Below are 12,254 nucleotides of genomic sequence, written 5' to 3' on the forward strand. Positions count from 1 at the left end.
TTGAAACAATGGAAGGGAGGAGTGCCTGATGGAACCGATCTTGGACGTACAAGATTTGCGAGTGTCGTTCCGCGTTCGCGGCGGAGAAGTTCAAGCGGTGCGCGGCGTCAGCTTTCAGGTCGGCAAGGGGGAAGCGGTGGCGATCGTAGGCGAATCGGGCTGCGGCAAAAGCGTTACCGCTCAAACGATCATGCGGCTCATTCCGTCGCCCCCCAGCATCATCAAAGGCGGCGAGGTCCGTTTCCTGGGCCAGGATCTGCTGGAAAAGTCGGAGAAAGAGATGCAGCGCATTCGCGGCAAAGATATCGGCATGATCTTCCAGGACCCGATGACCTCGCTCAACCCGACGATGACGATCGGCAGGCAAATCGCCGAAGGGCTTATCAAGCATCAGAATATGAGTGCGAAGGCGGCGGACAGCCGCGCGGTGGAGATGCTGAAGCTCGTCGGTATCCCGAATCCGGAATCGCGTATCAAGCAGTACCCGCACGAATTTTCCGGCGGAATGCGTCAACGGGCGATGATTGCGATCGCGCTCGCCTGCAATCCGGCGCTGCTGATCGCTGACGAACCGACTACCGCCCTTGACGTTACGATCCAGGCGCAAATCCTGCGGCTGATGAAAGATTTGCAGAAAAACTTGGGGACGTCGATCATCCTGATTACTCACGATCTGGGTGTGGTCGCCGATATGTGCGATAAAGTAATTGTCATGTACGCAGGCAAAGTCGTGGAAGCCGGCACGAAGTGGGAAATATTCAAAAACCCGCAGCACCCCTATACGAAAGGGCTGCTTCGTTCGGTGCCCCGGCTCGATCAGCGGAAAGACGAGCCGCTCATTCCGATATTCGGCACGCCTCCCGATCTGATCAAACCTCCGGCCGGCTGCGGCTTCTGCGCCCGCTGCGACGACGCGATGCGCATTTGCGCCGAGCGCGATCCGGGGACGACTACGGTCAGCGACAGCCATCAGGTCCGCTGCTGGCTGACGCATCCGCTTGCCAAGGAGGTGGCGCAATGAGCCAGCCCTTAGTGGAAATCCGCAATTTGAAAAAATACTTCAATATAGGTAAAGGCCAGACGTTGAAGGCGGTCAACGACATCAGCTTTAATATTAAGCAGGGCGAGACGCTGGGCGTCGTAGGCGAGTCGGGCTGTGGCAAGTCTACGGCGGGACGTACGATCTTAAGATTGTACGAGCCGACCGAGGGCTCCGTTCAGTTTAACGGAACGAACATCTACTCCTTGTCCGGTTCGAAGATGAAGGCGCTGCGCCGGGAGATGCAGATGATATTCCAGGACCCGTACGCCTCGCTTAACCCGAGAATGACGATTACCGATATTATCGGGGAAGCGCTGGACATTCACAAGCTGAGCGGCAGCAAAGCCGAACGTAAAAAGCGCGTAGAGGACCTGCTCGACCTGGTCGGGTTGAATCCGGACCATGCGACGCGGTATCCGCACGAATTTTCCGGCGGACAACGCCAGCGGATCGGGATTGCCCGAGCGCTCGCCGTTGATCCGAAATTCATTATATGCGACGAGCCGATATCCGCTCTGGACGTGTCGATTCAGGCGCAGGTCGTGAATTTGCTGCAGGAGCTTCAGCGCAAAATGGGGCTGACTTACTTGTTCATCGCGCATGACTTGTCGATGGTCAAGCATATTAGCGACCGTGTGGCGGTGATGTACCTGGGCAAGGTCGTAGAGATCGCACCCAGCGAAGAACTGTACGCCTATCCGACTCATCCGTATACGAAGGCGCTGCTGTCCGCGATCCCGATTCCCGATCCGGAAATCGAAGCGACGCGGGAGCGGATCGTGCTTACCGGCGACTTGCCGAGCCCGGTGAATCCGCCGAGCGGCTGCAAGTTCCGGACCCGCTGTCCGCTCGCTACCGAGAAGTGCGCAAGCGTGGAGCCGGAGCTGGTGGAAGCCCGTCCGGGCCATTTTACGGCTTGCCATTATGCTTGAGTATTAACCGTCGTGTATTAAGCCGAATAGATTGCGAGCACCCGGTAACGGCCTTTTAGGCGCCGCTGACGGGTGCTTTTCGGCGTGAGCGCGCGTTTGCTTCTTTGGTCTGCGAACGGCGTTAACGAAACGGTTCCGAAAGACGTATCTTTTTTTGACGAATCGGGTCCGGACGTGTACAATCGAAGTAGTTTTGCCGCGAAAAATGCACGACATCTTACGACGAGGGGTTGCCGCTATGAAAATGGAACGTTACCGATGGGCGCCCGGACAACCGATTACGCGGGATTACATACATGATTTCGCATCTGTAGCTTCTCTGTACGAGTTTAACCCTTGGGAGGAATCCGGAGAACGGGAACGGGTTGCCTGGCTGGACAGGGAAGACAGGCCGGAGGCGGATCGGGAAGAGCTCGTTCGGACGCTGCTCGCCTATAATAAGAAGATCGGGAACGCAGCCGCGGCGCTCGATCGGATCGAATCGCTGCGGGATCGCGGAACGCTCGTCGTGGCGGGCGGCCAGCAGGCGGGATTGTTCACTGGGCCGCTGCTCGTGCTCTACAAGGCGATCACGATTTTGACGGAAGCCCGCAGAGCGTCCGCGAGACTCGGCAGGGAAGTCGTACCGGTCTTCTGGATCGCCGGAGAGGATCATGACGTAGACGAGGTCAACCATACCTACGTGCTCTCCGATACGCTCGCCGTACATAAGATCAAGCTGAATGCGGAAGCGGGGGTCAAAACTTCGGTCAGCAGGTGGAACGTGCCGAAGGAAGCCTGGGACGATGCCCTTGCGCAGCTCGAACAAACGCTGATGAATACCGAGTTCAAGCCGGTTCTGATGGAGAAGCTCCGGGCGATCCTCGCGGATTCGGACAGCTTGACCGACCAATTCGCCCGGACGCTCGCCTGGCTGTTCGGGGAGCACGGCCTTGTCTTCGTCGATTCCGACGACCCTTCGCTCAGGCGGCTGGAGTCCGGATTGTTCCGTTCGATCGCCGCAAGGCAAGCCGAACTGAGCGAGGCCGTGATGCAGGCCAAGGACCGTCTTGAAGCGGAAGGGTACAAAGCTCAAGTCGAGCTTCACCCCGATCAGGCGCACTTGTTCGTTTACGATGAAGCGGGAGAGCGAATCTTGCTGTACCGCCGGGACGGATTGTTCGTGGACCGGAAGGGGACGGTGTCGTTCACAACGCAGGAACTGGAGCGGCTGGCCGAGGCTGAGCCTCACAGGCTCAGCAACAACGTCGTGACGAGACCGCTGATGCAGGACTATTTGTTTCCCGTCTTGTCTACGGTGCTGGGTCCTTCCGAGATCGCGTACTGGGGCTTGCTCCGCGAAGCGTTCCGGCTGTTCGGCTTAAGGATGCCGACGCTCGTCCCGAGACTGGAGTTTACGCTGCTCGAAGGGACGATTCAGAAGCAGATGGGCAAGTTCGGACTTGAGTTCGACGATGTCGTACGCCGTCTGGACGACAAGATGAACGGCTGGCTGGCGGCCCAGGGCTCGCTTGAGGTGGAGAAGCTGTTCGCGGATGCGAAGGCGAAGTTCGGTGATCTGTACGGCCCGGTTGTGGATACGGTGGCCGGACTGAATCCGGGGCTGAAGAAGCTTGCGGAGACGAATCGGAGCAAGATCGTCGAGCAGATCGAATTTCTCGAAGCGAAGGCGGCGGACGCTTTCCGCTCCCAGCACGAGACGTCCTTGCGTCACTGGGAACGGATTCGTCAATCGGTACTGCCGCTGGGCAAGCCGCAGGAGAGAGTGTATAATGTGTTTCAGTACTGGGTGAAATACGGCGGCGGCTGGCTGCAGCAGTTGGCCGAAGAACCGCTATCCAGCGACGGCGATCACCGGATTGTATACTTTTAAGCGGATAGAGCCAAAGAATCAACCTACATTCAAGGAGGCCATTATTAGAATGAGCACAAAGGCACAACAAAACTCGATTATTACCGATCTGTCCCTGGCTAAGGACGGTCACCTGAAAATTGACTGGGTACAAGCTCATATGCCGGTATTGAACCGGATCCGCGAACGTTTTGAGCAAGAACAGCCGTTCAAAGGTTTGAAAGTGGCGATCTCGCTCCATCTGGAAGCGAAAACCGCTTATCTCGCCAAAGTGGTGCAAGCCGGCGGCGCTGAAGTAACGATCACGGGAAGCAATCCGCTGTCCACCCAGGACGACGTGTGCGCGGCTCTCGTCGAAGACGGCATTACGGTATTCGCTAAGTACAATCCTTCTCCGGAAGAGTACAAGCAGCTGCTCATTCATACCCTGGAAACGAAACCGGACCTGATCATCGACGACGGCGGCGATCTCGTAACGATTTTGCACTCGGAGCGTCAAGATCTGCTCGCGCAAGTTCGCGGCGGCGCGGAAGAAACGACGACCGGGATTCTCCGACTGAAAGCGATGGAGAAAGAAGGCCAATTGAAATTCCCGATGGTGGCGGTTAACGACGCCTTCTGTAAATATTTGTTCGACAACCGTTACGGTACGGGCCAATCGGTTTGGGACGGCATCAACCGGACGACAAACCTGGTGGTAGCGGGCAAAACGGTCGTAGTCGTCGGATACGGCTGGTGCGGCAAAGGCGTAGCGATGCGCGCCAAAGGTCTCGGAGCCAACGTCATCGTTACCGAAATCGACGCGATCAAAGCGGTGGAAGCGTACATGGACGGCTTCGCCGTTATGCCGATGGTTGAAGCTGCCAAGGTCGGCGATTTCTTCGTAACGGTAACAGGCAACCGCGACGTTATCCGCGGCGAGCATTACGAAGTGATGAAGGACGGCGCCATCTTGTCCAACGCAGGCCACTTCGACGTAGAGGTGAACAAGCCGGAGTTGGAAGCTTTGTCGTCTTCCAAACGTACGGTACGCCGCAATATCGAAGAGTATGCGCTGAAAGACGGCCGCAAAATCTACATTTTGGCGGAAGGCCGTCTGGTCAACCTCGCGGCTGGCGACGGACATCCGGCCGAGATTATGGACATGACGTTCGCGCTGCAAGCGATGTCGCTCAAATACGTAAACGACATGTACAAAGAAATCGGCAGCAAAGTCGTGAACGTTCCATACGAGCTGGACGAGCAGGTTGCTCGCTTCAAGCTGGAATCGCTCGGCTTCGGCATTGACAGCTTGACCGAAGAGCAAAAATCGTACCTCGACAGCTGGGTGGAGCATTAATCTCCGGCTGTAATCCGAACCTAAACCAAGCCCTTCCTGATCCCAGGAGGGGCTTTTGTCACAAGATCAGGAGTTTAAGTGATTCACCATGGTAAAGCGGAAAAGAGTTTCCTTCCTGATGTCGTCGAGTCAGCCACTGTCGCAAGCTGCTTATGGTTTTTATCGTGGCCGTTCGGCTTTCTGCCCTGCTTATGGCTAGGGGGAGGGGGAAGCGAATAGGAGTGGTTTGCAGCTTTTTTTTGGTCCGAAAACCGGATTGGGCGTGGAATAAGAGCGGTTTGCAGCTTCTAAATATCCGCGAAATAGGCACAGACCCCTTCAAGTGGTGGAAATAAGGGGTACAAACTGCCTTTATTTGTATATTTCCTTCCAAGATGCCGAAAATAGAGGGTGCGAGAGACTCTTATGTGGTTAGGTAGCTTGTACAGATGTCGTCTCCGTGAAGCCCAACGCGATCGGTTCGAAAGAAACTTGCTTACGGGCGTCGGCATCATTCGAAGTCGAGTTGTTCCGGCAACACCCTTATCAATGACTGGCTGGAGCGATGGGACCGGTTCCCTTCCATGCACAGACGTATGGGTTTGCATGTCAAAGGACCGTCCGGAACGCTTGCCGGACGGTTTTCTACTTCGTATTTCACAGCAGATTCGCCGACAGGAGAAGCGGCCGTCAAGGGACCGGACGATCCTGCTCCCCGATCGATCCCATGCCGGCGATCGTATGCTTCGTCTCCTCCGTACCGAGCTCGTACAGCTTCCGGTACACTTCGGTCAGCACATAATCGTAGCCGTCGTGTTCGGCATCCTGATGATACGGCACGCCCGGCAGATGGGCGCGAAAGCCCGAAGCGTTGTCCTGATCGCTCAGCATCCCGAACCGTTCGATCAAATCGTCCACTTCCGGTTCCGTTGCGAAGATCTCGAACTCGTACGCGGCGTCGCCTTGATTCTCCAGCACAGATCCGGCCTGAACCGAGACGTAGTATTTTTTCTTATCCACCGGGTAACACTCCCTTCATTATACATACAACCAAAGCATGACGGCGGCGACCACCGCCAGGACAGGAAACACCACATAAGCGATTACGATCGGATTCGCCAGAAACGGATGCTTGGCGGTTGTCGCATTCGTATTTTGGTCGAACCTGCCTTCTCGCTGCTTTCGGCCCGCGATAACGGTAAGTACGAAGCCGACAGCCGATACAAGCACAATAAGCCAGGCGAGGTACGTGATCACGCGCAAAACTCCTTTAAGTCGATATCGTTCCCAATATTGTTATCCCATAACAGAGGGGACTTTATTCGCCGGGAGAGAGAATCCGTACGGATTGCTCAGCAACCCCAACCCCAACCCCAACCCCAACCCCAACCCCAACCCCAACCCCAACCCCAACCCCAACCCCAACCCCAACCCCAACCCCAACCCCAACCCCAACCCCCTCTGCAAGTTTCATATTTTGCCGTCTCTTTTTTTCCAAATCTTTGCAACCTTAAGCGGATTTGACTCGTTTAGGGAGTGGCGGCGCTTTCATCTGCGGTTCACGCTGTCAAAATAGGGCAGATCTAGGGGGAATAGATTTGAGCGGATTCAGAAGGGGACGTAAGACGGGAGCCGTTTTGCTGGCGGGTTGTCTGCTGGCCGTCGGCTTGCTGGCCGGGTGCGGGTCGGCGAAGGAGGCACCCGACCAGGCGATGAATTCGGAGCCGGCTCCGGCACCGGCGATGGCAGCCAAACAGGAATCGGCCCAGCTTTTCAATGCCAACGATTCCGGTACGACAGCGGGAGGAGCGACGGAGCGAGCAGACGGCGCCCAAGCAACATCCGGTATGACGAACGTTCAATCCGGGGCGGGAGCGCCAGCTTCGGTTCCGGGTGCCTCTCCAGCCGGGCAGCAACCCGCCGCCATCGACCGGCAAATCATCTACAAAGCGAATGTGACGATGGAGGTAGCGGAGTACGGCAGCGCCCATACGGAGATTAACAACCTGGTTCATTTGTCCGGCGGTTACCTGCTCCAGTTTTCCGAAAACCGGACCGACTACGAGCAAAGCGGCATCCTCGTCGTGAAGGTGCCGTCCAAAGGGTTCTCCGGATTTTTGGCCGATCTGGAGAAGATGAAGCCAAAGTCGATCCAGCGCAGCGTACAAGGCCAGGACGTTACGGAAGAATATGTGGACCTGACCTCGCGGCTGAAGGCAAGAGAAGCGGAGCTGGCGCGGCTGTTCTCCTTTATGGACAAAGCGACCAAAAGCGAAGATCTGGTGGCGTTCTCGAAGCAGATCGAGACCGTTCAGACCGAAGTCGAGCGGTTGAAAGGCCGGATGCGTTATTTGGAGCAGAACGTCGCTTATTCGACCGTGGAGATCCGGCTGTATCAGAAAATCGAGAAAGCGAAGGTTGAAGCCGAGAAGGCGCAGGAGAGCGGGTTTGCAAGCAAGCTGGCCAAAGCGCTGAAAGGCAGCGCCAAGGTTGTGCTTGGTTTCCTGCAAGGGGTTGTAATCGTGCTCGCCGGGGCGCTTCCGGTACTTGCGGTGCTTGCCGTAGTCGGCATACCGGCAGCTATCATCTACCGGAGACGGAGAGCCCGCATGAAAGATCTGGAAGAACGTTCCAGATCGATCCGCAGGCAAAACCTGTCCCAGATCGAGTCCGATGCAGAAGCGGATCGGGATGCGAATAACGACCGCAAGCCGCCGGCCTCCGATGCGTAAGCGCAGCCGACTTGTACAAATTGAAAACAATTGATAAATTATTTCAAAAATCCTGCTGCTTGCGGCAGGATTTTATTTGTCTATGGAGAATAACAAGTCAGAGTGGTGAAAAGTGGGTGAAAGTGGCGGGAAGGGGGAGACTAGCGGATGTTCATGGGGGAATACCAGCACTCGGTCGATGACAAAGGTCGAATGATCGTTCCCGCCAAGTTCCGCGAAGCTCTCGGAGCCGCGTTCATCGTCACCCGCGGGCTCGATAACTGCTTGTTCGTATATCCCAGGGAAGAGTGGGCCGTACTCGAGCAGAAGCTCAAAAGCTTGCCGCTTATGAAGGCGGACGCCCGCGCGTTCACAAGGTTTTTCTTCTCCGGCGCAACCGAATGCGAGCTGGATAAGCAAGGCCGCATCAATATCCCGAGAAACTTATGCGAATACGCCAAGCTGGACAAGGACTGCGTCGTATTGGGAGTCTCGAACCGGGTGGAGATTTGGAGCAAGCAAGTTTGGGAAAGCTATTATGAGCAGTCGGAGGAGTCGTTTAATGAGATTGCGGAGAAGCTCGTCGACTTCAATTTTGATCTGTAACCTTGTCGATTTTACACATTTCGTACGATAGAATCGTCCGGCTGGCAATCGCTGCGCCGGACTTACGGGAGGGCGCAGCTTGTTCGAGCATGTGACGGTATTAAAGGAAGAATCGGTAGAAGCGCTGGCGATCCGGCCTGACGGCATCTATGTAGACTGCACGATGGGCGGGGCGGGCCATAGCTCGCTGATCGCTTCCAGGCTGGGAGAGCAAGGCCGGCTGATCGCCTTCGACCAGGACGATATCGCCCTGGAGAACGGCCGAATCGCGCTGGCTCCGTTCGGTGAACGGGTACATATGGTTAAGAGCAATTTCAGATATTTGCGGAGTGTACTGGGCCGCCTTGATTTCGTTCCGAAGAAGGACGGAGTGCCGCAGGTGGACGGGATCTTGTTCGATCTGGGCGTATCGTCGCCGCAGCTGGATGAAGCGGACCGCGGATTCAGCTACAACCATGACGCCGAGCTCGACATGAGGATGGACCGGGATTCCGATTTGACCGCACGCGAGATCGTTAACGAATGGAGCGCGGAGGACATTGCCCGCATCCTGTTCCAGTACGGGGAAGAGAAGTTTTCGCGCAAGATCGCAAGAACGATTGAAGAAGCACGGAAGGCGGGTCCCATCGAGACAACGGGCCAACTGGTGGAGCTGATTAAAGAAGCGATCCCCGCAGCCGCGAGAAGAACGGGCCCTCATCCGGCCAAGCGCAGCTTTCAGGCGCTGCGAATCGCCGTGAACGATGAGCTGGGCGCGTTCGAGGATGCGCTGGAGCAATCGATCCAGTGTCTCGCTCCGCACGGCCGTGTAGCGGTGATAACGTTTCATTCGCTCGAGGACCGGATCTGTAAGCACGCCTTCGCCAAATATGTAGAAAAATGCACGTGTCCGCCCGATTTCCCGATGTGCGTCTGCGGCACCAAGGGGATCGTCCGGCTTGTGCACCGCAAGCCGCTGCTGCCTTCGGACGAGGAGCTGCAGCGCAATTCGAGAGCGAGATCGGCGAAGCTGAGAGTGGCGGAGAAGCTGGACGTCTAATCTGCATGAATATAACCAGGGGAACGCCCGAAGGAGGATGACACCCGCGTGTCGGCATATATCAACGGAAACTTGGCGATTGAACGGAAACCCGTCAAAAAGCCGAAAGGACAAGACCAGAAGAAAGTCGTGGTCAAACGGAAATCGATTCCGGTTCAGGAGAAGCTGCTGTATTTATTTACCGTCATCGTATGCGTCGTGGTGGCGGGTGTCATCATATGGCGTTACGCTCAAATCTATGAAATGAATACGAGAATTCAAAAGATAGAGAGTGAAGTCAAGGCGCTGCAAATTGAAAACAACAAGCTGAAGATGGAGATCACGAAATATCAAGACCCGAAAAAACTGCTCGATCAAGGAAAGTCGCTCGGACTTGTCCCGAACGAAGAGCTGAACCAGTTGACCGAGAGAAAGTCCCCCGCCGGCGATAGTCGCTAATGAATACGAGTGAGAGGACCGGGCCATGAATAGAAAAGTAAAACTGCGCACACTGCTGATAGGGGGATTGTTCACCCTATTTTTTATTGTCCTTATCGGTAAAATTTATTGGGTTCAAGTCGTAGACGCTAAAGAACTGATCAAAAAAGCGCAGGCGATGTGGGAGCGCAACAAAATCCTTCAGCCGGTCCGGGGATCGATCGTCGACCGGTACAATCAGGTTCTCGCCGAGGACGGCGCTTCGTATACGGTCATCGTAAACCCGACGGCGATCGATAAGCTCAAAAACGCCCAGACGGTTGTCCAAGTGCTGTCGAGCATTTTGAACAAACCGGAAAACGAACTGATGGAAATGGTTACGAAGCAAAATAAGGACGGTGAGTTGTCCAGTTGGGTGGAAGTACGAAGCGAAGGCTGGAAGATTGACGCCGAGACGGCCGACCGGATCGCCAAGGCGCTTAACTTGCCCGAACCGATCAATAAGCAAGCCAATCTGTACACCCACGGCGTGTATTTGGAAGAATCGCAGAAACGGTACTACCCGGCGGGATCGATGGCTTCCCACGTGCTCGGGTATTTCGACAAAAACGGCAAAGCGGTGATGGGGCTCGAAGCCGCCTACAATGAGCTGCTGACGGGCAAGCCCGGCCATATCAGTACGACGAAAGACCGGATGGGCTACGAGCTGCCGGACGCGAAAGCCAGCTACGAGCCGGCCGAGGACGGCAAGACGCTGCAGTTGACGATTGACCGGAATATCCAGTCGTATATCGAGACCGCTTTGGAGAAGTCGTATAACGAATGGAAGCCGAAAAGCATGACGGTCGTGGCGATGAACCCCAAAACGGGGGAAATCCTCGGTATGGCTAACATGCCGACCTTTAATCCGTCCAGATATTGGGAGTCGGAAACGAAAAACTTCTACAACCATGCCGTAGGCTCGCAGTACGAGCCGGGATCGACGTTTAAGCTTGTAACTCTTGCGGGCGCCATAGAAGAAGGACTGTTCGATCCGAACGACAAGTTCCAGTCCGGCGGGATCGCCGTTTATGACCGGACGCTGAAAGACCATAATTTGAAAGGCTGGGGCAAAATTTCGTATCTCGAAGGATTAAAGCGTTCCAGTAACGTTGCTTTCGTCAAGCTGGGCTACGAGAAGCTGAAGCCGGACAAGCTGAAGGAATATATTACGCGATTCGGCTTCGGAGAGAGAACGGGCATCGATATTCCCGGAGAAACAAAAGGTCTGGTGCGTTTCAATTATCCTGTCGATTACGCAACCGCTACGTACGGGCAAGGAGGCGTCTCGGTTACGGCGATTCAGCAGATCGCCGCATATGCCGCGATCGCCAATGGCGGTAAGATGATGCAGCCGCACATCGTCAAAGCCGTACTCGATCCGAAAACGAACGAGCCGGTTCAAACGTTCGAGCCGAAAGAAATTCGTCAAGTCGTATCGCCGCAAACGGCAGCGAAAGTAACGGAATATTTGGAGCAGGTCGTATCCGATCAGGAGATCGGTACGGGAAGAAATGCTTATATCGAAGGCTACCGGGTAGCCGGCAAGACGGGAACGGCGCAAAAGGTTATCGACGGCAAATATTCGACGGAAAAATGGCTGATTACGTTCGTCGGATACGCGCCGGTCGAAGATCCGAAAATTGTGGTTCTCGTACTGGCCGACGAGCCGGAACTGCACGGGAATTACCATAACGGCGGTCTGGTCGCTCCTCCCGTATTTAAAGAAATCGTAACGCAAAGCTTGCGTTATATGAACGTCTCGGCAACCGTCAAGCAGGAACTGTCGGGTATCGACAAAAAAGTGGTCGCCCCCCAAGTGGAAGGCAAACTGCTTATAGAAGCGAAGAAAGATCTGGGTGATTCGAAAATCAAGTACGATGTGCTGGGCAAAGGGGCGTCCGTTGTAGCCCAATTTCCCGAAGGCGGTACGGAAATCGGACCGACGCAACGAATCTATTTGGTAACCGAGGAGAAGGCGGGGATGGATCTGCCTAACCTGCAGGGCAAATCGCTGCGAGACGCCCTCGCCGTCTGCTCGTTTCTGAAAGTGAACTGCCAGGTGACCGGCGAAGGTTATGTCGCCTCGCAAACGTTATCTGCAGACGAAGGCGGACAACAAGTCGCGGTGCTTCAGCTCGTTCCTTGGATCGATCTGGAGAAAGCGAAGGCGGAGGCGGCCAAATTGGCGGCCAAAACCGAAACCGCGAACAAACAGCAGCCAGCCAATTCTGCGAAAAATAGCGATCCAAAGCAAAAGACGGACAAAAAACAGTAAGAAAGCTAGCGAAAGAGCTT

11 protein-coding genes are annotated in these 12,254 nt (G+C 55.4%); 9 read left to right on the forward strand and 2 right to left on the reverse strand.

Translation table 11 applies throughout. The annotated features are described in order from the left end of the window. Window positions 1-28 precede the first annotated feature (28 nt). The 4 genes from AC3Y2E_RS08390 (at window position 29) to AC3Y2E_RS08405 (ending at window position 5,165) form a co-directional block, all read left to right on the forward strand. Window positions 29-1,021 (forward strand): ABC transporter ATP-binding protein, encoded by a 993-nt coding sequence (locus AC3Y2E_RS08390; protein WP_379209087.1) that lies wholly within the window; start codon window positions 29-31, stop codon window positions 1,019-1,021. Next, complete coding sequence (locus AC3Y2E_RS08395) at window positions 1,018-1,974, forward strand: ABC transporter ATP-binding protein (RefSeq protein WP_379209089.1); 957 nt, start codon at window positions 1,018-1,020, stop codon at window positions 1,972-1,974. The genes AC3Y2E_RS08390 and AC3Y2E_RS08395 overlap by 4 nt, the downstream gene beginning before the upstream one ends. A 238-nt stretch (window positions 1,975-2,212) precedes the next feature. Then, the gene (bshC, locus tag AC3Y2E_RS08400) at window positions 2,213-3,847 is read left to right on the forward strand and encodes a bacillithiol biosynthesis cysteine-adding enzyme BshC (RefSeq protein WP_379209091.1); all 1,635 of its coding nucleotides are present in this window, start codon (window positions 2,213-2,215) and stop codon (window positions 3,845-3,847) included. A 49-nt stretch (window positions 3,848-3,896) separates the two neighbouring features. After that, window positions 3,897-5,165, forward strand: a complete 1,269-nt coding sequence (locus AC3Y2E_RS08405) for an adenosylhomocysteinase (RefSeq protein WP_190926138.1) — start codon at window positions 3,897-3,899, stop codon at window positions 5,163-5,165. A gap of 669 nt (window positions 5,166-5,834) precedes the next feature. On the opposite strand, the gene AC3Y2E_RS08410 is transcribed toward AC3Y2E_RS08405, so the two are convergent. Together AC3Y2E_RS08410 and AC3Y2E_RS08415 are read right to left on the reverse strand one after the other, a co-directional pair. Continuing rightward, on the reverse strand, window positions 5,835-6,164 hold the full coding sequence (locus AC3Y2E_RS08410) for a hypothetical protein (protein ID WP_379209094.1): 330 nt from the start codon (window positions 6,162-6,164) through the stop codon (window positions 5,835-5,837). 18 nt (window positions 6,165-6,182) lie between these two features. Continuing rightward, window positions 6,183-6,401: a hypothetical protein gene (locus AC3Y2E_RS08415; protein ID WP_379209096.1), complete on the reverse strand. Its 219-nt coding sequence runs from the start codon at window positions 6,399-6,401 to the stop codon at window positions 6,183-6,185. Window positions 6,402-6,742: 341 nt separating this feature from the next. Between AC3Y2E_RS08415 and AC3Y2E_RS08420 the strand changes: the two genes are divergently transcribed. The 5 genes from AC3Y2E_RS08420 (at window position 6,743) to AC3Y2E_RS08440 (ending at window position 12,234) form a co-directional block, all read left to right on the forward strand. After that, the gene (locus AC3Y2E_RS08420; protein WP_379209098.1) at window positions 6,743-7,876 is read left to right on the forward strand and encodes a DUF4349 domain-containing protein; all 1,134 of its coding nucleotides are present in this window, start codon (window positions 6,743-6,745) and stop codon (window positions 7,874-7,876) included. A gap of 147 nt (window positions 7,877-8,023) precedes the next feature. Then, a complete protein-coding gene (gene mraZ, locus AC3Y2E_RS08425; protein WP_190926145.1) occupies window positions 8,024-8,461 on the forward strand; it encodes a division/cell wall cluster transcriptional repressor MraZ in 438 nt (145 codons plus the stop codon). A 79-nt stretch (window positions 8,462-8,540) separates the two neighbouring features. Next, window positions 8,541-9,500 (forward strand): 16S rRNA (cytosine(1402)-N(4))-methyltransferase RsmH, encoded by a 960-nt coding sequence (gene rsmH, locus AC3Y2E_RS08430; protein WP_379209101.1) that lies wholly within the window; start codon window positions 8,541-8,543, stop codon window positions 9,498-9,500. Between the two features lie 48 nt (window positions 9,501-9,548). After that, a complete protein-coding gene (locus tag AC3Y2E_RS08435) occupies window positions 9,549-9,938 on the forward strand; it encodes a septum formation initiator family protein (RefSeq protein ID WP_190926149.1) in 390 nt (129 codons plus the stop codon). 25 nt (window positions 9,939-9,963) lie between these two features. Continuing rightward, entirely contained in the window at window positions 9,964-12,234 is a 2,271-nt protein-coding gene (locus AC3Y2E_RS08440; protein WP_379209104.1) for a penicillin-binding transpeptidase domain-containing protein, read from the forward strand. The last annotated feature ends 20 nt before the right edge of the window (window positions 12,235-12,254 follow it).

The sequence above is a fragment of the Paenibacillus sp. MAH-35 genome, from assembly GCF_058135425.1.